Annotated in this window: 27 protein-coding genes; 15 read left to right on the forward strand and 12 right to left on the reverse strand. The window is 68.6% G+C overall.

Features of this window, described 5'->3' with window-relative positions; all coding sequences use genetic code 11:
• The first annotated feature begins 341 nt into the window (after positions 1-341).
• Both ACFQ9K_RS25755 and ACFQ9K_RS25760 read left to right on the forward strand, forming a co-directional pair.
• Positions 342-839, forward strand: coding sequence for a PH domain-containing protein (locus ACFQ9K_RS25755; RefSeq protein ID WP_378716586.1), 498 nt, complete (start codon positions 342-344; stop codon positions 837-839).
• Between the two features lie 59 nt (positions 840-898).
• Positions 899-2,398 carry a PH domain-containing protein gene (locus tag ACFQ9K_RS25760; RefSeq protein WP_378716677.1) on the forward strand — a complete coding sequence of 500 codons (1,500 nt, stop codon included), beginning with the start codon at positions 899-901 and terminating at the stop codon, positions 2,396-2,398.
• Here the strand turns inward: ACFQ9K_RS25760 and ACFQ9K_RS25765 are convergent.
• The 6 genes from ACFQ9K_RS25765 to typA form a co-directional block, all read right to left on the reverse strand.
• Positions 2,395-2,835, reverse strand: a complete 441-nt coding sequence (locus ACFQ9K_RS25765) for a hypothetical protein (protein WP_378716585.1) — start codon at positions 2,833-2,835, stop codon at positions 2,395-2,397. The genes ACFQ9K_RS25760 and ACFQ9K_RS25765 overlap by 4 nt on opposite strands.
• A complete protein-coding gene (locus ACFQ9K_RS25770; protein WP_378716583.1) occupies positions 2,832-2,990 on the reverse strand; it encodes a hypothetical protein in 159 nt (52 codons plus the stop codon). Before ACFQ9K_RS25770 ends, ACFQ9K_RS25765 begins: the two co-directional genes overlap by 4 nt.
• 45 nt (positions 2,991-3,035) lie before the next feature.
• Positions 3,036-4,508 (reverse strand): amino acid permease, encoded by a 1,473-nt coding sequence (locus ACFQ9K_RS25775; RefSeq protein WP_378716676.1) that lies wholly within the window; start codon positions 4,506-4,508, stop codon positions 3,036-3,038.
• Positions 4,509-4,687: 179 nt separating this feature from the next.
• Positions 4,688-5,563 carry an N-acetyl-1-D-myo-inositol-2-amino-2-deoxy-alpha-D-glucopyranoside deacetylase gene (mshB, locus tag ACFQ9K_RS25780; RefSeq protein WP_378716674.1) on the reverse strand — a complete coding sequence of 292 codons (876 nt, stop codon included), beginning with the start codon at positions 5,561-5,563 and terminating at the stop codon, positions 4,688-4,690.
• The gene (locus ACFQ9K_RS25785; RefSeq protein WP_378716582.1) at positions 5,560-7,344 is read right to left on the reverse strand and encodes an ABC transporter family substrate-binding protein; all 1,785 of its coding nucleotides are present in this window, start codon (positions 7,342-7,344) and stop codon (positions 5,560-5,562) included. Before ACFQ9K_RS25785 ends, mshB begins: the two co-directional genes overlap by 4 nt.
• A gap of 12 nt (positions 7,345-7,356) precedes the next feature.
• Positions 7,357-9,255 (reverse strand): translational GTPase TypA, encoded by a 1,899-nt coding sequence (gene typA, locus ACFQ9K_RS25790; RefSeq protein WP_378716580.1) that lies wholly within the window; start codon positions 9,253-9,255, stop codon positions 7,357-7,359.
• A 153-nt stretch (positions 9,256-9,408) separates the two neighbouring features.
• On the opposite strand from typA, the gene ACFQ9K_RS25795 reads away from it, so the two are divergent.
• Together ACFQ9K_RS25795 and ACFQ9K_RS25800 are read left to right on the forward strand one after the other, a co-directional pair.
• Complete coding sequence (locus tag ACFQ9K_RS25795; protein WP_167768842.1) at positions 9,409-9,585, forward strand: hypothetical protein; 177 nt, start codon at positions 9,409-9,411, stop codon at positions 9,583-9,585.
• A gap of 96 nt (positions 9,586-9,681) precedes the next feature.
• The gene (locus tag ACFQ9K_RS25800; RefSeq protein ID WP_378716578.1) at positions 9,682-9,978 is read left to right on the forward strand and encodes a 4a-hydroxytetrahydrobiopterin dehydratase; all 297 of its coding nucleotides are present in this window, start codon (positions 9,682-9,684) and stop codon (positions 9,976-9,978) included.
• Between the two features lie 6 nt (positions 9,979-9,984).
• On the opposite strand, the gene ACFQ9K_RS25805 is transcribed toward ACFQ9K_RS25800, so the two are convergent.
• Positions 9,985-11,250, reverse strand: coding sequence for a mannosyltransferase (locus tag ACFQ9K_RS25805; protein WP_378716576.1), 1,266 nt, complete (start codon positions 11,248-11,250; stop codon positions 9,985-9,987).
• 299 nt (positions 11,251-11,549) lie between these two features.
• Between ACFQ9K_RS25805 and ACFQ9K_RS25810 the strand changes: the two genes are divergently transcribed.
• Positions 11,550-12,338 carry a hypothetical protein gene (locus tag ACFQ9K_RS25810; protein ID WP_378716573.1) on the forward strand — a complete coding sequence of 263 codons (789 nt, stop codon included), beginning with the start codon at positions 11,550-11,552 and terminating at the stop codon, positions 12,336-12,338.
• A gap of 122 nt (positions 12,339-12,460) precedes the next feature.
• Positions 12,461-12,820 (forward strand): hypothetical protein, encoded by a 360-nt coding sequence (locus ACFQ9K_RS25815; protein ID WP_150402302.1) that lies wholly within the window; start codon positions 12,461-12,463, stop codon positions 12,818-12,820.
• Between the two features lie 4 nt (positions 12,821-12,824).
• Here the strand turns inward: ACFQ9K_RS25815 and ACFQ9K_RS25820 are convergent, their stop codons facing one another.
• The 3 genes from ACFQ9K_RS25820 to ACFQ9K_RS25830 all read right to left on the reverse strand — a co-directional run bounded on the left by ACFQ9K_RS25820 (position 12,825) and on the right by ACFQ9K_RS25830 (position 15,832).
• Complete coding sequence (locus ACFQ9K_RS25820; protein ID WP_378726314.1) at positions 12,825-13,532, reverse strand: DUF1906 domain-containing protein; 708 nt, start codon at positions 13,530-13,532, stop codon at positions 12,825-12,827.
• A gap of 282 nt (positions 13,533-13,814) precedes the next feature.
• Positions 13,815-14,942, reverse strand: a complete 1,128-nt coding sequence (locus ACFQ9K_RS25825; protein WP_378726316.1) for a hypothetical protein — start codon at positions 14,940-14,942, stop codon at positions 13,815-13,817.
• Positions 14,943-15,175: 233 nt separating this feature from the next.
• Complete coding sequence (locus tag ACFQ9K_RS25830) at positions 15,176-15,832, reverse strand: CHAP domain-containing protein (RefSeq protein WP_378726318.1); 657 nt, start codon at positions 15,830-15,832, stop codon at positions 15,176-15,178.
• 149 nt (positions 15,833-15,981) lie between these two features.
• On the opposite strand from ACFQ9K_RS25830, the gene ACFQ9K_RS25835 reads away from it, so the two are divergent.
• The 6 genes from ACFQ9K_RS25835 (at position 15,982) to ACFQ9K_RS25860 (ending at position 20,326) form a co-directional block, all read left to right on the forward strand.
• Positions 15,982-16,239 carry a type II toxin-antitoxin system VapB family antitoxin gene (locus ACFQ9K_RS25835; protein ID WP_378983703.1) on the forward strand — a complete coding sequence of 86 codons (258 nt, stop codon included), beginning with the start codon at positions 15,982-15,984 and terminating at the stop codon, positions 16,237-16,239.
• Positions 16,236-16,628, forward strand: a complete 393-nt coding sequence (locus tag ACFQ9K_RS25840) for a type II toxin-antitoxin system VapC family toxin (RefSeq protein WP_378726322.1) — start codon at positions 16,236-16,238, stop codon at positions 16,626-16,628. The genes ACFQ9K_RS25835 and ACFQ9K_RS25840 overlap by 4 nt, the downstream gene beginning before the upstream one ends.
• A 105-nt stretch (positions 16,629-16,733) precedes the next feature.
• Positions 16,734-17,384 (forward strand): ABC transporter permease, encoded by a 651-nt coding sequence (locus ACFQ9K_RS25845; RefSeq protein ID WP_378726330.1) that lies wholly within the window; start codon positions 16,734-16,736, stop codon positions 17,382-17,384.
• Complete coding sequence (locus ACFQ9K_RS25850) at positions 17,377-18,576, forward strand: ABC transporter ATP-binding protein (protein WP_378726324.1); 1,200 nt, start codon at positions 17,377-17,379, stop codon at positions 18,574-18,576. The genes ACFQ9K_RS25845 and ACFQ9K_RS25850 overlap by 8 nt, the downstream gene beginning before the upstream one ends.
• Positions 18,573-19,355 (forward strand): ABC transporter permease, encoded by a 783-nt coding sequence (locus ACFQ9K_RS25855; protein WP_378726326.1) that lies wholly within the window; start codon positions 18,573-18,575, stop codon positions 19,353-19,355. The genes ACFQ9K_RS25850 and ACFQ9K_RS25855 overlap by 4 nt, the downstream gene beginning before the upstream one ends.
• Complete coding sequence (locus ACFQ9K_RS25860; protein WP_378726328.1) at positions 19,352-20,326, forward strand: glycine betaine ABC transporter substrate-binding protein; 975 nt, start codon at positions 19,352-19,354, stop codon at positions 20,324-20,326. The genes ACFQ9K_RS25855 and ACFQ9K_RS25860 overlap by 4 nt, the downstream gene beginning before the upstream one ends.
• A gap of 73 nt (positions 20,327-20,399) precedes the next feature.
• Here ACFQ9K_RS25860 and ACFQ9K_RS25865 read toward each other — a convergent pair whose 3' ends face one another.
• Positions 20,400-21,047, reverse strand: coding sequence for a TIGR03086 family metal-binding protein (locus ACFQ9K_RS25865; RefSeq protein ID WP_378720780.1), 648 nt, complete (start codon positions 21,045-21,047; stop codon positions 20,400-20,402).
• A 92-nt stretch (positions 21,048-21,139) separates the two neighbouring features.
• On the opposite strand from ACFQ9K_RS25865, the gene ACFQ9K_RS25870 reads away from it, so the two are divergent.
• The 3 genes from ACFQ9K_RS25870 to ACFQ9K_RS25880 all read left to right on the forward strand — a co-directional run bounded on the left by ACFQ9K_RS25870 (position 21,140) and on the right by ACFQ9K_RS25880 (position 23,943).
• Positions 21,140-22,150 carry a helix-turn-helix transcriptional regulator gene (locus ACFQ9K_RS25870; RefSeq protein WP_378720781.1) on the forward strand — a complete coding sequence of 337 codons (1,011 nt, stop codon included), beginning with the start codon at positions 21,140-21,142 and terminating at the stop codon, positions 22,148-22,150.
• A gap of 73 nt (positions 22,151-22,223) precedes the next feature.
• Positions 22,224-23,144: an alpha/beta fold hydrolase gene (locus ACFQ9K_RS25875; RefSeq protein WP_378720782.1), complete on the forward strand. Its 921-nt coding sequence runs from the start codon at positions 22,224-22,226 to the stop codon at positions 23,142-23,144.
• A gap of 151 nt (positions 23,145-23,295) precedes the next feature.
• Entirely contained in the window at positions 23,296-23,943 is a 648-nt protein-coding gene (locus ACFQ9K_RS25880) for an HD domain-containing protein (RefSeq protein ID WP_378720783.1), read from the forward strand.
• Between the two features lie 54 nt (positions 23,944-23,997).
• On the opposite strand, the gene ACFQ9K_RS25885 is transcribed toward ACFQ9K_RS25880, so the two are convergent.
• Positions 23,998-25,455, reverse strand: coding sequence for an MFS transporter (locus ACFQ9K_RS25885; RefSeq protein WP_378724043.1), 1,458 nt, complete (start codon positions 25,453-25,455; stop codon positions 23,998-24,000).
• Between the last annotated feature and the right edge of the window lie 52 nt (positions 25,456-25,507).

Consider the following 25,507-nt stretch of genomic DNA (forward strand, 5'->3'; position numbering starts at 1 on the left):
CCTCCGCCTCGCTGACGCTCGGCTCCACCGCGATCGGTGGTGCTGTGGTGGTGGTTCCTTCGCTACGCTCAGTCACAGCTTCGATCATGCGCTAACCATCCGGACCTGTCTCCTTCCGATGCTGATGAGTGAGCGTAACGACCGGAACCCACCGGGCACGGGACGCTGCGCTCACCACGGAGCCCTGGGACAGCGAGGCACCATGTGAGCGTTCACAACTGCGCGAGGCCCGGGGAAATTCCACCGGCGCCGGGGTGCATCCCCGCGCTGCCGGGCCGGTCGCGCCGCGCCGCGCGCGATCGGCAGCCCCCGCGGCCGGAGTTCGTGGAACCATGGCAGGCATGTCGCAGCCGCGCACGATCATGGCCGATCCGGCCTGGCGCCCCAGTCCGAAGGCGAAACTCTTGTGGACCATTCAGGCCGCTGTGGTCTGGGTGGTGCCGTTCGCCGCGCAGCTCGTGTGGGCAGTGCTCGACTCCGGCAATCGGGGGTGGCAACTCGGCGTGTTCCTGGTGACGCTGGTGCTCGCCGGGCTGAACATCGGCGTGGTGCCGTGGTGGCGGTATGCGGTGCACCGGTGGGAGGTGACCGAGGAGGCCGTTTACACCAGGGTCGGCTGGCTCACCCAGGAGAGCCGGGTGGCGCCGATCTCGCGGGTGCAGACGGTGGACACCGAACGCGGCCCGTTGGCGCGGTTGCTCGGCCTGGCCACGGTGACGGTGACCACCGCCTCGTCGGCCGGCGCGGTGCAGATCTCCGAACTCGATCTGCCGGTGGCCGAGGAGACGGTCACCCGGCTGACCCGGATCGCGGCACAGCATCGGGGCGACGCGACGTGAGTTCCGTGGAGGCGCTCGCGCCGCAGACCGATCAACCGTGGTCGCGGCTGGACAAGCGAATGCTGTTGGTACATCCGGTCACCGAGGTGGTGAAGTTCATCCCGGTGCTGATCGGGTCGGTGATCCTCGGCACCAGCAGCGGCAACCATGTGTGGAGCATCATCCCGCTGGCCCTGATCGTCGGGTTCGCGCTCACCCGCTGGTTCACCACCACGTATCGGGTCGGGCCGACCCATGTCGAGCTGCGCACCGGGCTGGTGCAGCGCAAGAAGCTCGCGGTGCCGCGGTCGCGGATCCGGTCGGTGGACATCGAGGCGGACCTGCTGCACCGGCTGCTCGGCCTGGCGGTGCTGGCCATCGGCACCGGGCAGCAGGCGGATTCGGGCGAGAAGTTCAAATTGGACGCGCTGGACGCACGATTGGTGCCCGACCTGCGGACCGCGTTGCTGGCGCACACCGCGCAGGCGCCGCAAAGCGTTGCCGGACAACCCGTTCCGGACGACACCGCGGACCCCGCAAGCCAGGACGCGCGACCCGGCCGCGAGATCGCGCACTGGAATCCGGGCTGGGTCCGGTACGCGCCGCTGTCCTTGACCGGTTTCGCGATCATCGCGCCGATCGTCGGCCTGGCGTTCCAGTACGGCGTCGGGCAGGTGCTGTTCCGGTCGAACGCGGTGCAGCGGGTGGAGAACGGCGGTGCGGCGCTCATCGCGATCGGCACCGCCGGGCTGATCCTGGTGGTCGTGCTCATCGTCAGCCTCGCGGCCTGTGCGCGGTATCTGACCACGTATTTCGGCCTGCGGGTGATCGACGACGGCCGGACGCTGCACCTGCGCCACGGTTTGTTCACCACCCGGCAGATCACTTTGGATCTGGCCCGCTTCCGCGGCGCCACGGTGAACGAGCCGCTGCTGCTGCGGCTGGCCGGCGCGGCCGAACTGGAGGCCATCATGGTCGGGGCGAGCCCGCGGCAGAAGATTCTGCCGCAGGCGCCGCGCACCGCCATCGAGCACACGTTGAGCCATCTGCTCGCGCCGGATGAGTTCCAGGACAAGGTGATTGCCCCGCCGGCCGCGGGTCCGACGCCCGGCAGCGCGCCGCTCACTCCGCACGGGCCGATCGCGCGGCGCAGGCGGTACACCCGCACGCTGGGCCCGATCGCCGTGGCCGCCGTCGTCATGCTCGGCTTCTCGGTCGCGGGTGCGGGCCTTTCGCCGTGGTGGTACGTGATTCCGGCGCTGCTGGTCCCGATCGCGATCGCGTTGGCCGAAGACCGGTATCGCGGCCTCGGTCACACCGTGCTGCCCGAAACCCCTACCAGCCCAGCCTGGTTGATCACCCGGTCCGGCTCACTGGGCCGCGACCGGGACTGCCTCGAAGCGCCGGGGGTGATCGGCTGGACCGTCCGGCAGTCGTTCTTCCAGCGCCGGGCCGGCGTGGCCACCGTCGTCGCGGCCGCCGCCGCGGGCAAGAAGCGCTACCACGTGTTCGACCTACCGATCGACGAGGCCTGGGCGCTCATCGACTCGGTCACGCCGGGCCAGCTCGGCGAGCGCTAACGCCGGCTGAACAGCCCGGAGTTGATCCGGATATAGAGGTAGATCAGCGGCGGCACCAGTCCGCAGAACAGCAGCAGCACGGTGCGCCAGTCGCTGGCCAGCATGATGTCCCCGCCGGGGCCGGTGCTCGCGCAGACGAGGAATCCGAAAGTCCACGCGGCCAGCGGCAGGAACATCGCCGCGACCCTGGTCGAGACGGCACGGGCACCCATCACCAGCAGGATGTTCACCACCCCCGCCAGCACCCCGGACAACGGAAACGCGGTGCTGCCGAAGTAGGTCGGCAGGTACAGCACCTCCAGCGCCAGCGTGATGAACGCGTCGATCACCAGCACCACCAGGATGAGCGGCGCCAACCAGGGCGCCGCCGGGGCGGGCGACTCCAGATACGACACGGGCGCGCGGCCGCCCGGCTGGCCGTCGACGGCCGTTCTCACGGCACCGGCGGGAAGCCGAGCAGGGTCAACAGGTGACTCTGCATGTCGACGAACCCGTGCAGCACCGTCAGATACAGGTCGTGTTGCGCCTGCCAGTTCGGCTTCATGCTGTCCACGAACGCGACGATCGCGTCCTGGACCGACCAGTTGTACATGGGAGCGAGTCTATTCCGGCGCCGCGGCGGCCGTGCCCCGCATGATCACTTCTTCTCGCCGTCGACCGGGAGGTTGGCCACCACCGGGAACTCGCCGGTATAGCCCATCCGCTCCTCGGCGATGGACAGCACCCGCTTGCGCGCCACCAGCCAGCCGACGATCAGCATCGGGATGATCAGCACCAGCGAGGCGACGGTCCAGGTACCCACCGGATAGTCGAAGCCGGTGAGCACCACCACGAAGAACAGGAACACCAACGTGAGCAGCCCGGTATAGGGCGCGCCGAACATACGGAACGACGGGCGTTCCGCCTTGCCCTGCTTGCACCACCGCCACAGCTGCAGCTGGCACAGCACGATGGTGGCCCAGGAGGCGACGATGCCGAGCGAGGCCAGGTTCAGCACGATCTCGAACGCCTGGTCCGGCACCACGCCGTTGAGCGCGATGCCGATCAGCGCGATCAGGCTGGTCAGCAGGATGCCGCCGTAGGGAACGCCGTTGCGCCCCATCACCCCGGTGAACTTCGGCGCGCTGCCGTTCATCGACATGGACCGCAGGATGCGCCCGGTCGAGTACAGGCCGGCGTTGAGGCTGGAGAACGCGGCGGTGAGCACCACCAGGTTCATCACGCTGCCGATGCCGGGCACGCCGAGCATGGTGAAGAAGGTGACGAACGGGCTCTCCTTGGCGGTGTAGGCGGTGTACGGCAGCAGCAGGCCGAGCAGCACCAGCGAACCGACGTAGAAGATCGCGATCCGGGCGATCACCGAGTTGATCGCGCGCGGCATGATCTTGGCCGGATTCTCCGTCTCGCCCGCCGCCGTGCCGACCAATTCGACCGCGGCGTACGCGAACACCACACCGGAGACGACCACGACCAATGGCAGCGCCCCGGTCGGGAACAGCCCGCCGCTGTCGGCGATCACGCTCGGCCCGGTCGGGTTGCCCTGCACGGTGAACCGGCCGATCAGGAAGATCGTGCCGACGATCAGGAACGCGCTCAGCGCGAACACCTTGACCAGCGCGGCCCAGAACTCCATCTCGCCGAACCACTTCACCGAGATCAGGTTGATGCTGAGCACCACGACCAGCGCGATGAGCGCGAGCAACCACTGCGGGATGCTGCTGAATCCGGACCAGTAGTGGAAATACTGGGCGATCGCGGTGGTGTCGGCGATGCCGGTCATGGACCAGTTGAGGAAGTACATCCAGCCGGCCACGAACGCGGCCTTCTCGCCGAAGAACTCACGCGCGTAGGACACGAACGACCCGGAGGACGGCCGGTGCAGCACGAGTTCGCCGAGCGCGCGCAGGATGAGGAACGCGAAGAAGCCGCAGACGCCGTAGACCAGGAACAGTCCCGGTCCCGCATTGGCGAGCCTGCCGCCCGCACCGAGGAACAGCCCCGTGCCGATGGCGCCACCGATGGCGATCATCTGCAGCTGCCGCGGTTTGAGACTCTTGTGATAACCCTCGTCCTCGAGGCTGAGGTGAGCCTTGTCGCCGACCGCCGTCATGAACCGCTTCGCCCTCCACATCGATGAATTCGAGATCACGGGAACGGTACCCGGCGAAATATTTCGGGGTAACAGCAACCCTCAAGCTACGAATACTCGCAGCTCAGGGCACATTCGAAGATTACGCCGAAATCCAGCAGGAAGTGCGGAAGGCCAGCCGCCGCATCGCTGGAAGTTCGCTATTCGAGGCCGGCGAACAGATCATGTTCGCGACCGTCCGTACCGACCGGTCCGCGTCGACCGCGCACCAGGGCGTAGCACTCCTCCGGCAGTACCGGCTGAGCAACATTGTTGGACAGGGCGAATTCGCGGCCGGACGGCGCCACCGTGACCTGCGTGGCGTGCGCCCGCAGCGCGGCCCGCTTGGCCGCGAGCGCGTCGGACACGTCGATGGTGGTGGTCACGGTGCGGCTCGGCACGCTGGCCAGCTCGCCCTCGGCGGGCAGCCGCCAGCCCGGCGGCAAAGCGCCGGGCAACCCGTCCACGGTGCGCTTGGCCAGCGCGCTCGTGTGCTGACGCAGCATGTCGGCGTCGGTGACGGTCCAGTAGAACTTCGGCGTGTCCCAGCCCTGCTCGGCGGCGGAATGCACGGCGGCCGTGGTGATCTGGTGGGCGCGAATGTGGTCGGGGTGGCCGTAGCCGCCGTTCGGGTCGTAGCCGATCACCACCCGCGGGCGCAGTTCCAGGATCACCTCGGTCAGCGCGCGCACGGCCTCGTCACCCGACTTCACGAACACCCCGGGCTTGTCCGCGGCCGGGGTGCCTGCCATGCCGGAGTCGCGCCAGTGGCCTGCGCCGCCGAGGAAACGCGGCGGCGCGGCATCCAGGGCCCGCAGGGCCCGGGTCAGTTCGAGGATGCGGTAGCCGCCGAGTTGATCGGCGCGGTCGGCGGTGAGCTGGGCCCACTCGTCGCCGATGACCTCACCCTCCTCGCCGAGCGTGCAGGTCACCACGGTCACCGGCACGCCGCGGCGCCGGTAGTGCGCGATAGTGCCACCGGTGGTGATGGATTCGTCGTCCGGGTGCGCGTGCACCAGCAGCAGGCCGCCGGTCATTGGATCTTGCGCCACTGGCTCGCGTCACCGAAGATGCCGACCTGGATGCTGCCGCTGAGCGACGCGCCGTCCACCCGCGGGCCTGCCGCGGCGACCACGTTGTCCTGCACGATCGGCAGCACCGTGGCCAGCTCCCACAGCTTCGGCTCGGCCTCGGCCAGCACCCGGCCGGTCTCGATGCCGCGCAACGCCTCGTCCATCGGCAGTTGCAGCGCCGGGTCGCACACGCCGGAGAGGTTGGCGGGCGCGCGGCGCGCCGGGTCCGAGCTCTGCTGCGCCGTACCGGTGGTGCCGGTGCCGGGTTCCGGTGGCGGGCAACCATATCGGGACGCGAGCACGGTGGCCGGATCGGAACCCGCACGCTCCCAGCCGACTATCGCGTCGACCGTGCCCTCGACGAGCTCGCGCCCGTAGAGCTGATCGGCGGAGACGCTGCGTACCGTGGCATCGATTCCGGCACTGCGCAATTGGTCGGCGGCGGTGTTGGCGACCGCGATGGCGGTGGTGTCGCCCTCGGCCGCGCCGATCCGAATCGACAGGGATTTACCGTTTTTCGCGACCGGGCGCGGGGTCGGCGCGGGCGAGGTCGGCGAGTTCACCGGCGGCGGCTCCGGCGCCCGGCCATAGCCGGCCTCCGCGAGCAACGCGAACGATTCCTCGGCCGGCGGCCGCGGCGGCGAGGTGGGCGCGTAGCCGGGATCGGACGGCGAAAGTATCTGTGCGCGAGCCGGTTCCACCCAGCCGCCGGTCTGCGCGCCGACCGTGGCGAGCAGCGCGGGATCGAGCAGCGCCAGCACCGCGCGCCGGACCCGGATGTCGCTCACCGGCCCGGTCCTGGCGTTGAGCGCGAGTTGCAGCACCCGCGACTGCGGCATGATCGCGGTGCGCACCGACGGAATGGCGGCCAGCTGGGCCTGCGTCGCGACGCCGCCGTGCACCAGCGTCATCTGCGCGTCGTTGGTGCGCAACGACTCCGCCAGCTGCGCGGGCGTGCCGCCGCGGCGCAGCAGGATCTCGTCCGGCGCGGCCGGGGTCCCCCAGAAGCGCGCGTTGCGCTCCAGCAGGACCTCCTCCCGCTGCGGATCGACGTTCTTGATCGCGAACTGTGAGCCGGACACCCGGATGCTCTTCACCCAGCCGTCCTGGAACCCGCCGGGCGAATCCTTCATCAGATGCGAGGGCAGCAGATTGGTGAACAGCTGCTGCCACGCCGGATACGGCTCCCGCATCTTCACCGTGACCAGCTTGCCGCCGTCGGCCGAGCCGATGTCGGTGATCAGCCGGTAGCCCGCCGAGTCGATCACGCCGGGCTGGGAAATCATTTGCTGCCAGAGGAATTGGAAGTCCTCGGCGGCGATCGGCGCACCGTCGGACCAGTTCGCCTCGTTGCGCAGCGTGTAGGTGATGGTGAACGGATCCTGCGCGCTGACCTCGGCCGAGGCGAGCAACGACGTGTCCGGCACCCAGTCGGTGACGCCCGGCGCCGCCGGACTCGGCACCGGGCGGAACGGGCTCGGCAGCACCATCGAACTCAACGCGGCCGAGGCCGGCGACTGGTCCGAGCGCAGATGCGGATTGAACCCGATCCCGATCGTGTCGATCGCGACGACCACCGTGCTCTTGCCCGGCTTGGCCTGCGTCGTCTTCGGGCTGTCGGTCGTCTCGATCGGCGGTGGCGGGTTCGCCGTGCAACCGGCGAACACCGTCAACGACGCCGTCACGATGATCAGCAGTGCGCGCCACGTGGCGCGATTCCTTGCCCCCGTGCTCACGCTGCGCACTCTACCCGCGACTTACAGCGCGGCCCGGTCCCGAGCCTTTCGACGCGACAGTTCGCGGCCACGCTCGGTCGCGCCCAGGATCACCTTGCGCACCCGGACCACCTCCGGAGTCACCTCGACGCACTCGTCGTCGGCGCAGAACTCCATCGCGGCTTCCAGGTCCAGATGCAACGGCTTGGCCAGCGTCTCGAACACATCCGCGGTCGCGCTGCGCATGTTGGTCAGCTTCTTCTCGCGGGTGACGTTGATGTCGAGGTCCTCGGCGCGCGGGTTGATGCCGACGACCATGCCCTCGTAGGTGTCCGCGCCCGGCTCGACGAAGAACTGGCCGCGATCGGCGAGCTGGATCATCGCGAACGGGGTCACCGAGCCGGCCCGGTCGGAGACCAGCGCGCCGGTGTGGCGGGCCCGGATCTCGCCGGCCCACGGCGCGTAACCGTGCGAGACCGCGTTGGCGATGCCGGTGCCGCGGGTGTCGGTGAGGAAGTCGGTGCGGAAGCCGATGAGACCGCGCGAGGGGACGATGAACTCCATCCGCACCCAGCCCGCGCTGTGGTTGGTCATCTGCACCATCTTGCCCTTGCGGGCGGCCAGCAGCTGGGTGACCGCACCGAGGTACTCGTCGGGGCAGTCGACGGTCAGCTCTTCGTAGGGCTCGTGCACCTTGCCGTCGACCAGCTTGGTGACCACCTGCGGCTTGCCGACGGTCAGCTCGAAGCCTTCGCGGCGCATCTGCTCGACCAGGATGGCCAGCGCGAGCTCACCGCGGCCCTGCACCTCCCAGGCGTCCGGGCGGCCGATGTCGAGCACGCGCAGCGACACGTTGCCGACCAGTTCCTGATCCAGGCGCGACTTCACCATGCGGGCGGTGAGCTTGTGGCCCTGCACCCGGCCGACCAGCGGCGAGGTGTTGGTGCCGATGGTCACCGAGATGGCGGGCTCGTCGACGCTGATCCGCGGCAGCGCGACCGGGTTCTCCAGGTCGGCCAGGGTGTCGCCGATCATGATCTCCGGGATGCCCGCGATGGCGACGATGTCACCGGCCACCGCGACCTCGGCCGGCTGACGCTCGACGCCGATGGTCTGGAGCAGCTCGGTGATCTTCACCTGCTTGACGCCGTCGCCGTGCATCCACGCGACGTTCGCGCCCTTGCGCAGCTCGCCGCTGTAGATACGGACCAGCGCGAGGCGGCCGAGGAACGCGGAGGCGTCGAGGTTGGTGACGTGCGCCTGCAGCGGTCCGGCCGGGTCGCCCTTGGGCGCCGGGATGTTGTTGAGCAGCACGTCGAAGAGGGCGTCCAGGTTTTCCGCGTCCGGCTCGTGCCCGTTCTCCGGGCGCTCCTTGGACGCCTTGCCCGCGCGCCCGGAGGCGTAGAGCACCGGCAGGTCGAGCGCGAGCTCGGCGGCCTCGGCGGCGGAGTCGTCCAGATCGGAGGCCAGGTCGAGCAGCAGGTCGTGGCTCTCCTCGACGACCTCCTCGATCCGGGCGTCCGGCCGGTCGGTCTTGTTGACCACCAGGATCACCGGCAGCGACGCGGCGAGGGCCTTGCGCAGCACGAACCGGGTCTGCGGCAGCGGACCCTCGGAGGCGTCGACCAGCAGCACGACGCCGTCGACCATGGACAGGCCGCGCTCGACCTCGCCACCGAAGTCGGCGTGGCCGGGGGTGTCGATCACGTTGATGACGGTGACGGAACCATCCGCGTGGTGCCGGTGCACCGCGGTGTTCTTCGCGAGAATGGTGATGCCCTTCTCGCGCTCCAGGTCACCGGAGTCCATCACCCGGTCGACGAGCTCGGCCCGCTCGGCGAACGCGCCGGATTGGCGGAGCATGGCGTCGACCAGCGTCGTCTTACCGTGGTCGACGTGCGCCACGATGGCGACGTTGCGAAAATCGCGCGCAGACGACACGCTGAATCCTCCTGCTGTTAGGTGTAGGTACCGGCCGACCCCTGCAAACAGGTGGAGAATCGAAACTCACCGGGCATTGCGGCCATATACACCCTACCTGCGTTCCGGTCACCCCTCCGCGCCAGGCACGTAACTAAGGGTATGCTAACCGACATGGGCAAGGTCAAGGCTAAGCAGGTTTCGCGCCTGAAACCGAAGAAGAAGTGCTGTCGAAAAAAGACGCGCTGCCTGAAATGCCCTGTGGTCATTATGCGTATGAAGAAGTGCGAAGCCGCTGGCATCTGCGGCAAGGACCTGAAAAAGGCGCTCAAGCAAGCCCGCGCCGCCTGACCTTCCCGCCCCCGCTCCACGGGTCCGATGGCCCGTCGCGCTCGAACCTTCCGGCAATGACGGACATCACTTCCGGCGCGGGTGTAGAACCGGGTTATGAGCGCCCCGCTGCTGACCGAAACCGAACTCGAACAGTCACTGACCGAACTGCCGGACTGGACCAGGGACGGCGACGTGCTGACCCGCACCGTCCAGGCGCCCGCCTTCCTCGCGGGCATCGAGCTGGTCCGCCAGGTCGCCGAGGCGGCCGAGGCCGCCAATCACCACCCCGACATCGACATCCGCTGGCGCAAGGTCTCCTTCGCGCTGTCCACCCATGATTCCGGCGGCCTCACCGCGCTGGACGTCGAGCTGGCGCGCACGATCGATCGACTGGCCGCGCAGCTCGGCTGACCCGGATCAGGCGGCGCGGGCCTGGCCCTCGGTGGTCACGCGCGCCGCTTCCGGCTCCGGCGGCGTGCGGCGGCCGACCCGGATCACCCAGACGAAGAACACCAGCGCGCCGAGCACGTCCACCGCGCCGAGCCAGGCCAGCACGGCGGGGCGCGGAATCGTCCAGATCGAATCCTGGAAGAACGAGAGCACCCACGGCACCCCGATCAACGTGTTCACCAGCCAGTAGCCCGCGAGGAGCTTGGCCCCCGGCGCCCGCCGCAGCGGTCCGTAGAGCAGCCACAGCACCGTCGGCAGCAGCCAGACCCAGTGATGCGACCAGGAGATCGGCGAGACCAGCAGCCCGAACAGCTGCACCATGATCAGCGTGCCCATCCGGTCGTCCGGGCCGAGCACCCGCCAGGCGAAGAAGGCCAGCACCGCGACCAGCACAACCCCGGCCAGCCACCAGGGTCCGGATTGCACGTCGTAGCCGAGGATCCGGCTCAGGGTGCCGCGCAGCGACTGGTTCCACACCGAGCCGACCGGACCGATCCGGTCGGCGTCGCCGAGCAGCGTGCCGAAGTAGCGGCGCGCCTCGTGCGGGGCGATCAGGAAGCTGATCCCCACCGTCGCGCCGAAGACCACCGCCGACCAGAACACCGCCAGCCAGCGCCGCCGTGCGACGAAGTACAGACCGCTGATCGCCGGGGTCAGTTTGATCCCGGCGATGACGCCGACCAGACCGCCGGACAACCACCAGCGCGAGCTGCGCACCGCGATCATCGCGCCCAGCACCAAGAACACATTGACCTGGCCGTAGTCGATCGTGGTGCGCACCGGTTCCATCCACATGCCGAGCGCGGTCCAGCCGACCGTCGCGGCCTGCCAGCCCGGCTCGCGCACCCGTTCCGCGCCGAGGATCAGCTCCAGCGCGATGCGCACCACCACGTAGAGCGCGGCCACGGTGGCCAGCAGCCAGCCGACCGCGACGGCGGTGAACGGCAGATAGTGCAGCGGGAAGAAGACCAGCGCGGCGAACGGCGGATAGGTGAACGGCAGCGGGAAGTCCGGGGTCTTCTCCGCATAGGTGAAGTCGTAGAGCTTGTCGGTCAGCAGTGAGGCCGACCCGTCCACGTACACGTGGAGGTCGACGACGTTGAGCCCGTTCTTGTTCAAGAACATCCAGAGCAGCCGCGCCAGCACGGACAGACCGAGTGCCGAGACAGCCCATCGGAGTTGACGGTTCAAATCGCAGGCTTTCGACTCGGGTGCGGTAGGTCGGCCCGGCACCCGGCGATGCGAGTGTTCGGCGACAAGAATGGATGGCTGGGACTAGATTAGCCGCAGCGCCGATCCAGATCGCCGCGCCCTCGGATCAGCAGATCCCTCCCGAATCACTGATAACATTTGCATCACCTTTCACACCAGCAACACAGGTAGCGCGCTACCGTCTGATAACACTGATCGTCCGCAGCACCTGTAGGGCGACGCGGCTGTACACATAGCCGCGATGTCCCTAGAGTGACCCCCGAAACGATGGCTTTTCAGCATCGGCCCCAGATGTACCCGAGGTAAGGACGGCTAGACCAGTGCTTCGCACCCGAGGAACGCGGATTGCATTGTCCGCGCTCGCCATCGCGGCGAGTGCCACGCTTGCCGCGCCGATGACGACAGCGGTCGCGGCGCCCGCGCCCGCGCCTGCGGCGACCCCGAACACCGTGCCCATGGTCCCGGAGGGTGTCCCGATCGACGCCCTCGCCGCCCTGGCCCCTGCCATCGTCGGCTCGATCGCCGGCCCCGCCGATATCGCGGCGGGCCCGCAGTCGGCCATCCTCGATCAGGCGCGCAAACTGCTTGCGACACTGGCGCTTCCGCCGCAGATCAAGTCGACGCTGGAACGGATCATCACCTTCCTGGACGGCAGCGGCGGCGGTGGCCCCGAGCTGCCGCAGGAGGGCCCGGTCATCGCCCAGTTCCTCTACCCGACGATCGGCAAGGGCTGCATCGGCCCGACCGCCGACTCGATCGGCACCGCGCTCGCCGTCGCCGGCCCGGCCCAGCTGCCGCCGCCCGGACCGAAGGCCGGTCAGGCCGGGTTCGTCTTCACCGCGCTCGGCACCAAAGCGCCGACGGTGGAACAGAATCCGCCGATGACCGTGCAGTGGATGAACCTGGACACCCGGCAGTCCGGCCTGCTGCCGCTGACCGACGAGGCCAAGATCAACCCCGGCGGCCCGGCCACCCTGTCCGCGATCGCCGACACCGGCGCCGGCCGGATCGTCGCGGTCATCTCCGGCTCGCTGACCACCAAGGCCGACGACGCCGACCCTCGGACCTGCTCGTTCCTGCCGACGCTGGGCTTCTTCACCGTCGCATAGGTTTCCGACGCACAGGGGCGGCGACTCTTCGGAGTCGCCGCCCCTGTCGTTTTCACGACACCGCTGCGGCGAAATGCCGCGATGACCACTACGCGGATGGCGTTTGTGGTAAACCGCTAACTATGGCGACGATCGAACATTCGATACGGCCCGGCCGCTCCATCCGGAGCAGGCGTTCGCATCGATCGATACTGTCCATCCGGTCCGAGGGCTCGATCCTGTCCATCGGCTCGGCCTACTCGATCCTGTCCATCGGCAGCGTCGGCTCGGTGTTGTCGATCGGGTCGGTCGGCTCGTTCGGGTCGGCCATCTCCTCGTTCTCGTTCACCAGCCTCGGTTCGGCGTTCTCCGGCCTGTCGCGCTGGTCGCTGTTCTCCTGGCTCGGCGATCACGAGGCGCCGGACTCGCGCCCGACGTTGCGGGTGGTGCCGGACGAGGAACCCGATCTGCGCGAGGCTCCGTTGAGCCACTGCCAGACCTAGCGGTTCACCACTGGCCGTACTCGGCGGCGAGCGCGCGGTTGAGGTCGATCCCGATGCCGTCGAGCGAGCGCTTGTCGATCTCGAACTGATGCAGGTGCGCGGCGGGATGCACGACGCCGTTGGAGCCCCAATTGTGTTGCCAGTACCAGGAACCCAGGCCTGCGGCGCGGGCCAGTTCGATGGTGGGCGCGTTGGCGTACATGCCGGTGTTCTCCTTGCCGAGCACCGACTGCCAGCCGAGGAGGTAGGGCGCGATCATGGTGGCGAATTCCACGGCGGTCGGGTTGTCGTCGATGGCCGCGTAGATCGGCACGTCGTCCGGTCCGCCCGCGGCGAGGTGCAGGTCGAGCCCGCGCTGGGCGTGCCGCTTGCCCGCCTCCAGGCCGCCCCGCCAGTCCGCGGTCGGACCCTTGCCGAACTGGTAGCAGGACACGATCTGCAGGTTCGCCGCGTGCAACTCGTCGACCTCGTTGGCGCGCAGCGGTTTGCCCTCCATCCATTCCGCGCCGGGCCGCCGATCCGAGACGTAGCGGATCACCCCGAGATGTCCGGCGTCCCGGATGGACTCGGCCGACGGCACGCCGCCCGCGTAATCGATCAGGGTGCCGAACGAATTGGCGGAAGCGGGCTTCGCGGAAACGGTCAGGCCGATCGCGGCTGCCGCTGCGGCATACCCGAATAGCTCACGCCGGGACACAGAACTGGAACGCATCGCAGGACTCCTTCGCGCAACCCCGACCGTGGATGGCTGTGTTCAATTGGCGACACTCACGGGTCCCTACGTGGTCACGCTCCGCCGCCCCCCGCCGGGCCCGTCGGATCGCAGCGTGCCCGGCGCACCTTCCCCAAACATGTACGCACGCGCCGGGAGCCTCGAACGTGTACTTATTTCACCATATTCACATGGGAACCGCTAGACCCATGGGACACACCCGTTCACATTGGTCACACTGGTGTGCGTGCGGGATTCTGGGCGGATTCCGGCTGGTCGCGCTTACCGCACGCCGCTCATCCGAGCGGCGACGTCGATCGTGCGGCCGGAACTGTCGGCCAATTCCTTGCGCACGACGCTCGCCACCTGGGCGATCACCTGCTTCTTGATGCCCGCCAGCGCGCCGAGCGTCGCCGCCCGCACGCCGTGCGCCTTGAATTCCAGGCGGATGTCGTCCTGGTCCGGCGGCGGCACATCGATGACCACCAGCAGCGGGTCGGCGGCGCGCGCGGTCAGCACCAGCGGCACCTCCACGTCGGCGCGGTAGCGGTTGGCCTTGAGCACGTCCACGGTGATGTCGAGGCTGACCGGCAGCGTCAGGTCGAAAGACCGCGGCGTGTCCGTCTTGTCGTCCAGCTGCGGCACCCGGACGCTGCCCCGCACCGTGACCGTCGCCGACTTCCCCGGTCCGGTCTTCAGCGGCCCGATCTCGATCGGCCGGCCCGCCATCCGTTCCACCACATCGAACACCCGCTCGCGGGTCACGATGCGGGAGAAGAACCGGTGCCCGAATTCGTCGTAGCCGATCCAGTCGAACTCCGCCTGCTCCCGATGCGCCGACCGGGTACCGCTCACGATGGCCTCGACGTCGAAGACCCGGCCGCGGCGGGCCGGTACGTCGGCGAGCATGGCGTTCACCCGGGACGCGACCTCGCGTTGCACCAGGCCCGCGATCGGGTCCAGCAGCATCTCCCCCGCCGCGTCCATCGCCTGGGCGCGCAGCACGAAGCTGACGTCACGCTGGGTGACCGGCGGGATATCGATGACGATCAGCAGCGGGTCGGCGGTGCGCGCGTGCAGGGTCAGGTCGATCTCGACCCTGGCTTCCAGCCGCAGCTTCTTGCCGCCGAGCATCACCTTCAGCGCCAGCGACACCGGCACGGTCACGTCGAACGTGACGTGCGGCCCGCTGTGCAGCACCTTCGGCGTGCCGACCTTGCCCTCGGCGACGAACCCAGCGAGTCCGGCCGGGCCGAGGGAGAACGGGCCGATCGTCATGCCGCGTCCGGTCATCCCGGACACCGCGGCCTCGATCCGGTCCTTCGTCACCGCGTGCGTGACGAAGCGCTCGCCGAAGTCGGCATAGTCGATCCAGGCCGGATCGCCACTCGGTTCGTCGGTCGACTGCATCAGATGTTCCGGAACCCTCACCGCTCGATGGACAACGGACACGGTACGCGACCGACATTGCCCAGAGCTTGCACGAGCCTGAACCCGAGATCCCCGTCCTGCCGATGAGGGGGAGGCAGGGCGGGGATCGGCGACGGCGCTGCCGGGCGCCGTCACTATCTATCGTAGGGCTATCGCGCGCGCTCATCGGCCGTCTGCGCGCACCGGCTACCGCCGATGGCAGGCAATCCCGCTCACAATCGGCCGAAACCCACGATCCCCGGCACCTGGGCCAGGGCGAACGTGTGGATACTCACCTCGCCGAACTCGTTGCCGCCGATGGTCGTCACCGTCCCCGCTCCGGATTTCAGCACAATGTTCGTGTGCTGGCCGAATGGGCTTGTGCTGTCATACATCAGTACGTCACCTGTGCGCGGCTGATACCCATCGATCGGCGCGAACCGCCCGGCACCCGCGTAGTACTCCTGCAACGTGTAAACCCCCGGGATCCGCCACGACCCCGAATTCGGGTTCGCCAGCGGCACACCCGCCTCCCGCATCACCCAGCTGACGAAGTCCGCGCACCACGGTTCGCTCACTCCTTCGGCGTACTTGCCGCCCGAGCCCGGACTGCGAAACTCCTGCGCGGTCACCGCGACGATCTTGGCCTGCGTCGGATCCAGGGCCGACTTGTCGATCGCCGGGAAGGCGGTACTGCGTTCCCCGACGATGGCCGCCGGATTCGAGCGGTCCTGCCACCAACGGACCCCTACTACTCCAGCGGCCGCGAGCGCGATCACCACCAAACCGACAACGAGCCACGGCCCCACCCGCGGACCCGACCGCTCATGCCGCGGCCTCGCATTGCGTGGCCGGGCCCGGTGCGCCCCTCCGACCTGCTGTTCCGTCATCTCTCCCCCACCTTCGTCATGGTCTCGGCCCTTGCTGAATTGGACGAACGAAGAGGTCGAACGGTTCCCCGCGAAACACATTTCGTCCACCGATGGAACCAAGGTATAGTGTCTACCACCCCGCCACAGAAGGGTAGATCATTGTGAGTTTGAACATTAAGAATGAGAAGGTGCACGCCCTGGTGCGTGAGGCAGCGGAACGGACGGGGATGTCCCAAACCAGCGTTGTCGAGGAGGCACTGAAACGTATGTTGAAAGAACTTGACGCCGAGCGTGAAACGGCGCGCCAAACGCGCAAGGCACGGCTCTGGGAAATCGTGGCGGATATCGACGCCAGGATGACGCCCGAGACCCGCGCGTTGCTGACCACCGATGATCTCTACAACGAGCAGGGGCTGCCCGCATGATCGTCGACGCATCGGCGCTGCTCGCCATCATCAAGAAGGAACCAGAGCGAGCCAGCTTCATCGACGCACTCGACTCGGCGGAGAGCCGGTTGATGTCGGTGGTCAACCACTTCGAAGTGGCGATCAAGGTGGATCGCGATCCGGACCCGATCATCGCGCGTCGCCTCGCGGAGTTGATCGACGACGGAGACATCGAACTCGCTCCAGTCTCATTGGAACAGGCCGCCATCGCCCGCGCCGCGTACCGCGACTTCGGCAAGGGCAGCGGCCATAGGGCACAGCTCAACCTCGGCGATTGCTTCGCCTACGCACTCGCCACCGTCACCAAGAAGCCGCTGCTCTACAAGGGCAACGACTTCGTCCACACCGATATCAGATCCGCGGTCTGACCACGGAGCTCGGTTCCGGGCGGCGCGCCGCCGCCCGGAATACCGTCCGGGCGAAGTGAATCCGCGCTACCCTCCCAGGACACCGGGCGACGGGGAGGTACGACCCTGGACACGCTGTGGACTTTCGTAGTACACCGGCGACATCAGCTGCTCATCGACTCCTACCTGCATGTGTCGGCGGTGTTGCAGTCGGTGCTGATCGCGACCGTGGTCGCGGTGCTGATCGGAATCCTGGTGCACCGCAGCCCCCTCGGCTCGTCCGTCTCGACGGCCGTCGCCAGCGCCATCCTCACGGTGCCGTCGTTCGCGCTGCTCGGCCTGTTGATTCCGGTGCTCGGCCTCGGCGTCGCCCCGACCATCACCGCGCTGGTGCTCTACGCGCTGCTGCCGATCCTGCGCAACACCATCATCGGCCTGTCCTCGGTGGATCCCGCGGTGACCGACGCGGCGCGCGGCGTCGGCATGAACCGCCTGCGCGTGCTCACCGCCATCGAGCTTCCCCTCGCCTGGCCCGCCATCCTGGCCGGCATCCGGGTCAGCACGCAGCTGATCATGGGCATCCTCGCCATCGCCGCGTACGCCAAGGGCCCCGGCCTCGGCAACCTCATCTTCTCCGGACTCGCCCGCCTCGGCAGCCCGAACGCGGTGCCGCAGGCGCTGGTCGGCACGGTGCTGATCGTCGTACTCGCGCTCGTACTGGACGGGATCTACGTCCTCGTCGGACGGCTCACCACCTCGAGGGGAATTCGTGACTGACACCGAAACCCGTTCCGGCGGCACCGAATCGGCGGTGTCCGGCGAGCAGATCGTGCTCGACGCGGTCACCAAACGCTATCCGGGCCAGCGCGATCCGGCCGTCGACGAGGTGTCGATGACCATCCCGGCCGGGGAAATCGTCGTGCTCGTCGGGCCGTCCGGCTGCGGCAAGACCACCACCATGCGGATGATCAACCGGCTGATCGAGCCGACCTCGGGCACCATCACCATCGGCGGCCGAGACGCCGCGTCGATGAATCCCGACGAATTGCGCCGCGGTATCGGCTATTCGATCCAGCAGGCCGGACTGTTCCCGCACATGACCGTGGCCAAGAACGTCGCGACGGTGCCCGGCCTGATCGGCTGGGACCGTACGAAGATCGCCGCCCGCACCGACGAGATGCTCGACCTGGTCGGCCTCGATCCCGGCACCTATCGCGACCGGTACCCGCGCCAGCTGTCCGGCGGCCAGCAGCAACGCGTCGGGGTGGCCCGCGCGCTCGCCGCCGACCCGCCGGTGCTGCTGATGGACGAGCCGTTCGGCGCGGTCGACCCGATCACCCGCGGCCTGCTGCAAGACGAATTGCTGCGGCTGCAAGGCGAATTGGGCAAGACCATCGTCTTCGTCACGCACGACTTCACCGAGGCGGTCAAGCTCGGCGACCGAATCGCGGTGCTGGGCAACCAATCCCGCATCCTGCAATACGACACCCCGGCGGCGATCCTGGCCGATCCCGCCGACGACACCGTCGCCGGTTTCGTCGGCGCGGACGCCTCGCTCAAGCAACTCACCCTCACCCGGGTCGGCGATGTCGACATGGGCCAATGCCCGACCGCCATCGAAGACGAGCCGGTCGACGTGCTGCGGACCGCGCTGGCCGAACAGGACTGGCCGTGGGCGCTGGTGCTCGACCGGCAGCGCAGACCACTGCGCTGGGTCTCGGCCGACCATCTGGCGCACGCTGACTCGTTGCGCGGCATCGGCACACCGATCGGCGAACCGCTCTCGCTGCGCTCGACCCTGCAGGACGCGCTGGAGGCGTTGCTCGCGGATCAGACGGCGAACGCGGTGATCACCGGAAAGCGCGGCGAATACGTCGGCCTGATCAACATCGACACCTTGGTCACCCATCTCTCGGCGATGCGCGCCGAGCACGGATCCGGCCGTCCCGCGGCGGGTGACGCGCCGTGACGGCGGCCACCGGCACCCCGCCCTCGACCTCCGCGCCCGCCGCGCAGCGCCGGGCCGAACGCATCCGGCTGTTCGTCCAGCCGGTGGTCGTGCTGGCGCTGACCGCGGGCGTGCTGGTGTGGGCCTTCGCCCGCGACCTGACCACGACCCAGCAGGCCAGTCTCAACACGCGCAATATCGTGACCGTCACCTGGCAGCACATCGTGATCTCGGCGACCGTCGTGCTGATCGTCATCGCCGTCGCGGTGCCGCTCGGCACGCTGCTCACCCGCCCCGGATATCGCCGTCTGGCACCGGTTTTCGTCGGCATCGCCAATATCGGCGCGGCCGCACCGGCCATCGGCCTGATCGTGCTGTTCTACCTGGCCACCCGCACCACCGGCTTCTGGATCGGGGTCGCGCCGATCGCCTTCTATTCGCTGCTTCCGGTGCTGCGCAACACGATCCTCGGCTACCAGCAGGTCGATCAGACGCTCACCGACGCCGGCCGCGGCCAGGGCATGTCGGCGGCAACGGTGTTGCGTCGCATCGAGTTTCCGCTCGCGGTGCCCTATATCCTGGCCGGACTGCGCACCTCGCTGGTGCTGGCGGTCGGCACCGCGACGCTGTCGTTCCTGGTGAGCGCGGGCGGTCTCGGCATCCTGATCGATACCGGTTACAAGCTGCGCGACCACGTCACGCTGGTGGTCGGCGCCGTCCTCGCGGTCGCGCTCGCCCTGCTGGTCGACTGGCTCGGCGCGCTCGCCGAGCGGTTCCTCGGGCCGAGGGGGCTCGGGTGAACCGGCGTTGGCGCGGGGTGGCACTGGCCGCCGGTGTGCTGCTGGTCGCGGCCTGCGGCCTGGAATCCGGTGGCGCGGTGCCGCTTCGGGTGGGCCCGGGCAGCATCGTCGCGGTTCCGGAGCTCGACGGGGTGCGAATCATCGTGGGGTCCAAGGACTTCACCGAGCAGAACATCCTCGGCTACATCATCGAGTTCGCCATGTCGGCGGCCGGCGCGCAGGTGCGCGACCTGACGAACATCCAGGGCTCCAACAGCCTGCGCGACGCCCAGTTGCACGGCCAGATCGACGTCGCCTACGACTACACCGGCACCGGCTGGATCAACTACCTCGGCAAAGAGACCCCGATCCCGGACGAGGTCGAGCAGTTCGAAGCCGTCCGCGCCGCCGACCTCGCCGCACACGGCATGCTGTGGACGGACATGGCGCCGATGAACAACACCTACGCGCTGTTGATGAGCCAGGCCACCGCACAGGAGACCGGCGTGCGGACGCTGTCGGACTACGCCGCGCTGATCGCGAAGAACCCGGATGCCGCGGCGACCTGCGTCGGCACCGAATTCAATGTGCGCCAGGACGGATACCCGGGTCTGGCCCGCAAATACAACATCGATGTCGGCAAGGTCCGCAAGCAGATCGTGCAGGACGCCGTGGTCTATCAGGCGACCGCCGACGGCAAGCAGTGCAAGTTCGGCTCCGTGGCCGCCACCGACGGTCGCATCCCCGCGCTGAACCTCGTTCTGCTACAAGATGATCAGCGCTTCTTCCCGAAATACAATGCGGCCGTGGTGATGCGGAAGTCCTTCGCCGATGCCCACCCGCAGGTGGCCACCGTCCTGGCGCCGATCTCGCAGCGGCTGACCAACGAGGCCATCACGGAGCTGAATCGGCAGGTGGATGTCGAAGGCCGCGAGCCGGCCGACGTCGCCCGCGACTGGATGGTCGCCGAAGGATTCGTCACCGCTCGCTGACGATTTCCGCTTGCGCCCCAACGGTTCCCCCGGACAGCACAGGTGCGCGGCCACCGCCGCGCACCGCGCCATATCAGACCCGCGGCACCCGGCCGAGGTAGTGCAGCAACTCGGCAACCGCACTGTCGCCGGGCGCACCGTCGACGATCTCCGCGTAGGCGCCCCACTGCCGCAGCGGCTCAACGATTTCCGCCTCCTGGCCGCTGCCGGGCGCGGGGTGTCCGGTGCGTGCGGCGGTGAGCAGGTACCCCGCGAGCTCCTCGGTCAGCGGCGACGCCTGACCGGTGCCGATCGCGATATCCCAGGCGTGCACGGCAGCGTCCAGCGCGCACATCACCGCGGCGACCGGCGTCGGCAGCGCACCGTGCGGCAACGGCGTCGGCACGTTCTCGGTGTCGTCGGCGACGGTCGCCCACGCGGCGGCGGTCTGCTCGATGGCCACCTCGACCAGCGCCGACGGTGCGCCGTCGATGGTGCCGGAGGGATCGAAGGGGTTGTAGTCGGGGCCGGTGCCGATCCCGAGCGCCGCGGCGTAGGCGAGCTGGTCGCCGGCGGCGTGCTGGATCACCTGCGTCACCGTCCACTCCGAGCACGGCGTCGGCAGCTGCCACTGGTCGTCGCCGATACCGGCGACCACGTTTGCCAGGGCGCGGTAGGACTCCGCGAGCACGTCGCGCCACACCGGGCTGAGGGTGGCGATGGAGGTGGTGGTGGCGTTCATGTCCGAGCCTTTCGAGAGGGTGTTCCTTGCTTCTGACATCAGCCTATGCGTCCATTAGGCTAGTTTCGTTCCTAATAATCCGGAGGTGAAATGTGACGCCGACCACAGTGCGCGTGCTGCGTTTGCTGGCCCTGCTCCAAGATCGCGCGCACACCGGCAGGGAGCTCGCCGACCGGCTGGCGATCACCGACCGCACCCTGCGCAACGACATCCAGCGCCTGCGCGAACTCGGCTATCCCGTGCAGGCGCAACGCGGCGCCGTCGGCGGCTATCGCCTGGGTCGCGGCACCACCATGCCGCCCCTGCTGTTGGACGACGACGAGGCCGTGGCGGTCGCGGTCGCCGTCGGACTGGCCGAGGACGGCGCGACCGGAATCGCGGACATCACCGACAACGTCACCCGCGCCCTGGCCAAACTCGACCAGATCCTGCCGAAACGCTTGCAGCGCAAGGTGACCGCGCTACGCGAGGCCACCGCGATCGGCCCCGCCACCACCGGCTCCCGCGAGCCCGACGCCCCGGTCCCCGCCGCCATCCTGACCACGCTGGCCGGCGCCATCCGCGACACCGCCACCGTCCTGATCGAGCAGGCGGAACCGGAACGCGGCGAAGAAGTCGAGCCGTACCGGCTGATCAATTGGCAGCGCCGCTGGTACCTGGTCGCCTACCACCTCGAAACCCATTCCTGGACCGCGATTCCCGTCGCCCGGATCCGGCAGGCCGCCCCCGGAACTCGCCGGTTCGCCGCCCGCGCGCTCCCCGGCGACGACCTGGTCGCCTTCGTCATGCGCCACATCGCCAGCACGGGCTGGCAGGTGCACGCCCGGGTCACCGTGCTGGCTCCCGCCGAAACCGTCATCGCCAGAATCAATCCCGCGGTGGGCGTCGTCGAGGCCGTCGACGCCCACACCTGCGTCCTGATCACCGGCGCCGATGCCATGGAAACCCTCGCCATCTACCTGAGCATGCTGATGATGGACTTCCGCGTGGACGACCCACCGGAGCTGGTCGACCACATCCGCACCCTCGCCCGCCGCTACACCGACGCCGTCCCACCCGAAACCATCAGCGCCACAACACCTCACCAGAACCCGGACGACTGATCGTGCTGGCAGATCACGAGCAGCCGACACCGGTTCCGCCGCGCCGGACACCGAGCGGCATAAGCTGCGGTTCGTGGCCGACAACGAGTTGTTTCTGGAACCGAATATCGGAACGCCCGCGGCGAAGGTCGGCTACTTCGCGACCGAGGCGGCGTTCGACCGATTCGCCGACGCCTACACCGACGGCCTGGCCGAACTACCCGAGCCCGCCGAGCGGGTCGCCGTGCCGACCTCGTTCGGCCCGGTCCGCGCCTATCGCTTCGGCGACGCGGGCGGCACGCCACTGGTCCTGCTGTCCGGGCGGCAAGCGTCGACGCCGATGTGGGGCGCGAACCTGCCGGGCCTGATGGCGCAGCGCACCGTCTGGTCGATCGACAGCATCGGCGAGCCCGGTGCCAGCAGCCAGCACAAGCAACTTGTCACCCCGGAGGATCAGGCGACGTGGGTCGCCGAAGTGCTCTCCGGTCTCGGCCTACCGCGCGCGCACCTGCTCGGCGTCAGCATCGGTGGCTGGCTGGCCATCCAGGTCGCCATGCGCCGCCCCGAATCCGTGGCCTCGGTGACCCTGCTCGATCCGGCGAATACCTTTGCGCCGCTGACCTGGAAGATGATCGTCGTCTCGCTCGGCAGCATCATCCCCGGCCTGCCGAAGCGGGTGCGGTACTGGCTGCTCGGCTGGATCTCGGGCGGCATCCCGGTGGACGACTCGATCCCCGAGGGCCGCCTGATCGCCTCCGCCATGCGGGATTTCACGTCGGCGCAACCGATGCCGGTGCGCCCGACCGCCGAAGAACTGGCCGCCATCGAGGTTCCGGTGCTGGCAATCTTGGCCGGGCGCAGCATAGTTCACGATGCGACCCGCGCCGCCGAGACCGCCCGCACCATCCCCGGCGCGCAGGTCGAGGTCTGGCCGGAAGCCTCACACGCCATCAACGGCGAGTTCCCCGAGCGGATCGCCGACCGCGTCGCCGAGTTCACGGCCACCCATCGGTAGTCCCGTCGGTTCCGCACCGGTCGGAGTTCCCGGCCGCGCCTGTAGAACTTCTCATGTCGCCACGCGACGCGGTCTCTCCTACGCTCACAAGCAGTTTCCTGTCCAGTTTGCACGCATCGACGCTCGCGGTCCGATGTGAGAGAGGTCGGGCATGACCAGCGAAACCACGGCGGCGCTCGCGCTGCCACAGACGCCACTCACCCGGGCAGTCCTGGCCCTGACGCTCCAGGCGGAATCACCGGCTATCGCCAACCACAGCATCCGCAGCTTCCTGTTCGCCCGGCTCTTCGCCGACCACATCCAGGCCGCACCCGATGCGGACTACGATCCCGACCTGCTGTTCGCCGCGACCGTCCTGCACGACATCGGCCTCAGCGAGGCGGGCAACGGCAACCACCGATTCGAGGTCGACGGGGCGGACAAGGCCGCGGAGTTCCTGACCGGACAGGGCCTCGGCGCCGCCGCCGTCGACTCGGTCTGGGAGGCCATCGCCCTGCACACCGCGCAGCACATCGCCGATCGCCGTGGCCCGCTCTGCATGCTCACCACCAACGGGATCTCGCTCGACTTCGGCAAGGGCACGGAGTTCATCAGCGACGAGCTCGGCGCGGCGATTCACGCGCAGTATCCGCGGCACTCCATGGCGACTTCGGTGGTGGACGTCATCGTCGCGCAGGCGACCGCCCGACCGGACAAGGCCCCACCGTTTTCTCCCGCCTTCGCGCTGCTGCGCGAGCGCCAAACGGGACAGCCGACGATACTCGAGCACGCCGCCGCCCTCGGCCGATGGGGCAATTGACCCACAAAAAGAGCCGACCCGGACGAATCCGGGTCGGCTCCAACGCTTCTCGGATCAGGCGTGCCCGACCGTCGCCGCCGCGTCCGGCGCCTTGCGCATCGGGATCAGCGCGGTCAGCACGATCGCGACAATGGCGGCCGCCGTGGCGATCAGGAACGTGGTGTGGAACCCGTCGCGCGAGGGGAACACATGCACGCCGAGCTGCATGGTCATGTGCGCCAGCACGACGCTCATCACGGCCGACGAGGTCGACGTGCCGACCGAGCGCATCAGCGAGTTCAGGCCGTTGGCCGCGGCCGTCTCGGTGATCGGCACCGCGCCCATGATCAGCGCGGGCATCGCGGCGTAGGCCAGGCCGACGCCGGCCGCGACGATCATCGACGCCACCATGATTTCCCAGACGCTGTTCATCAGCACGACCGCGCACAGGTAGCCGGCCGCGATCACCGCGGAACCGAGCGCAAGGGTGATCTTCGGCCCGCGCGCGGCGGACAGCTTCGCCGACACCGGCGAGAGCAGGATCATCACGAATCCGGTTGGCGCCAGCGCCAATCCGGCGTTGACCATGCTCAGGCCGAAGCCGTAGCCGGTCTGCTCCGGCGCCATCAGCAGCTGCGGGAAGGTCAGCGACATGCCGTAGAGCGCGAAGCCGACCGCGACGGACGCGATGTTGGTGAACAGCACCCGCGGCCGCGCCGAGACCCGCAGGTCCACCAGCGGCGAACGCTGACGCAGCTCGTAGGCGCCCCAGCCGAGGAACACCACCAGCGACACCGCGAACAGGATCAGCGTGGTCGGGCTGCCCCAGCCCCAGTCCGCGCCCTTGGTGATCGGAATCAGCAGCGCCAGCAGTGCGACCGAAAGGCCGAGCGCGCCACCGAAATCGAACCGCGCGGGCGTGCGCACCGGCGACTCCGGCACGAACACGAAAACCAGTGCGGCACAGATCAGGCCGAGGCCGGCCGCGGTCCAGAAGAGCATGTGCCAGTCCGCGTTCTGCGCGATCGCCGCGGCAAGCGGCAGGCCGAGGGCGCCGCCGACGCCGAGCGTCGCGCTCATGATCGCCATCGCCGAACCCACCTTCTCGGCGGGCAGTTCGTCGCGCATGATGCTGATGCCCAGCGGAATCGCGCCGACCGCGGCACCTTGCAGCGATCGGCCGATGATCTCCGGGATCAGCGAGGAGAAGGCCGCGCAGACCACCGAACCGGCGACGAGCGAGAGCAGGTTGACGAACAGCACCCGGCGCTTGCCGAACATGTCGCCGAGCCGGCCGCTGATCGGGGTGAACACCGCGCCGGCCAGCAGCGTGGCGGTGACCACCCAGGAGGCGTTGGAGGCCGAGGTGCTCAGCAGGTCGGGCAACGTCGGGATGATCGGGATGACCAGGGTCTGCATCAGCGAGACGACGACACCGACCATGCCGAGGGTCGCGATCAGCACGGCCGGCGATGGACGCCTTCGGTCGTCGGTTTCGGAGACGGTCGAGGACGCGTCGGCAGCAACAGTCACAAATGTGCACGCTACACACCTTGTGTATCGTGCACAATTGGATATAACGTGA

Origin of the sequence: Nocardia sp. NPDC056564 (assembly GCF_042793755.1) — a bacterium.
GTDB lineage: Bacteria > Actinomycetota > Actinomycetes > Mycobacteriales > Mycobacteriaceae > Nocardia.

Coding starts and splice junctions, on each gene's coding strand:
- ACFQ9K_RS25755 (WP_378716586.1), top strand. CDS start 342: ATGTCGCAGCCGCGCACGATCATGGCCGATCCGGCCTGGCGCCCCAGT.
- ACFQ9K_RS25760 (WP_378716677.1), top strand. CDS start 899: ATGCTGTTGGTACATCCGGTCACCGAGGTGGTGAAGTTCATCCCGGTG.
- ACFQ9K_RS25770 (WP_378716583.1), bottom strand. CDS start 2,990: ATGTACAACTGGTCGGTCCAGGACGCGATCGTCGCGTTCGTGGACAGC.
- ACFQ9K_RS25775 (WP_378716676.1), bottom strand. CDS start 4,508: ATGACGGCGGTCGGCGACAAGGCTCACCTCAGCCTCGAGGACGAGGGT.
- mshB (WP_378716674.1), bottom strand. CDS start 5,563: ATGACCGGCGGCCTGCTGCTGGTGCACGCGCACCCGGACGACGAATCC.
- ACFQ9K_RS25795 (WP_167768842.1), top strand. CDS start 9,409: ATGGGCAAGGTCAAGGCTAAGCAGGTTTCGCGCCTGAAACCGAAGAAG.
- ACFQ9K_RS25800 (WP_378716578.1), top strand. CDS start 9,682: ATGAGCGCCCCGCTGCTGACCGAAACCGAACTCGAACAGTCACTGACC.
- ACFQ9K_RS25815 (WP_150402302.1), top strand. CDS start 12,461: ATGGCGACGATCGAACATTCGATACGGCCCGGCCGCTCCATCCGGAGC.
- ACFQ9K_RS25820 (WP_378726314.1), bottom strand. CDS start 13,532: ATGCGTTCCAGTTCTGTGTCCCGGCGTGAGCTATTCGGGTATGCCGCA.
- ACFQ9K_RS25825 (WP_378726316.1), bottom strand. CDS start 14,942: ATGCAGTCGACCGACGAACCGAGTGGCGATCCGGCCTGGATCGACTAT.
- ACFQ9K_RS25830 (WP_378726318.1), bottom strand. CDS start 15,832: ATGACGGAACAGCAGGTCGGAGGGGCGCACCGGGCCCGGCCACGCAAT.
- ACFQ9K_RS25840 (WP_378726322.1), top strand. CDS start 16,236: ATGATCGTCGACGCATCGGCGCTGCTCGCCATCATCAAGAAGGAACCA.
- ACFQ9K_RS25865 (WP_378720780.1), bottom strand. CDS start 21,047: ATGAACGCCACCACCACCTCCATCGCCACCCTCAGCCCGGTGTGGCGC.
- ACFQ9K_RS25880 (WP_378720783.1), top strand. CDS start 23,296: ATGACCAGCGAAACCACGGCGGCGCTCGCGCTGCCACAGACGCCACTC.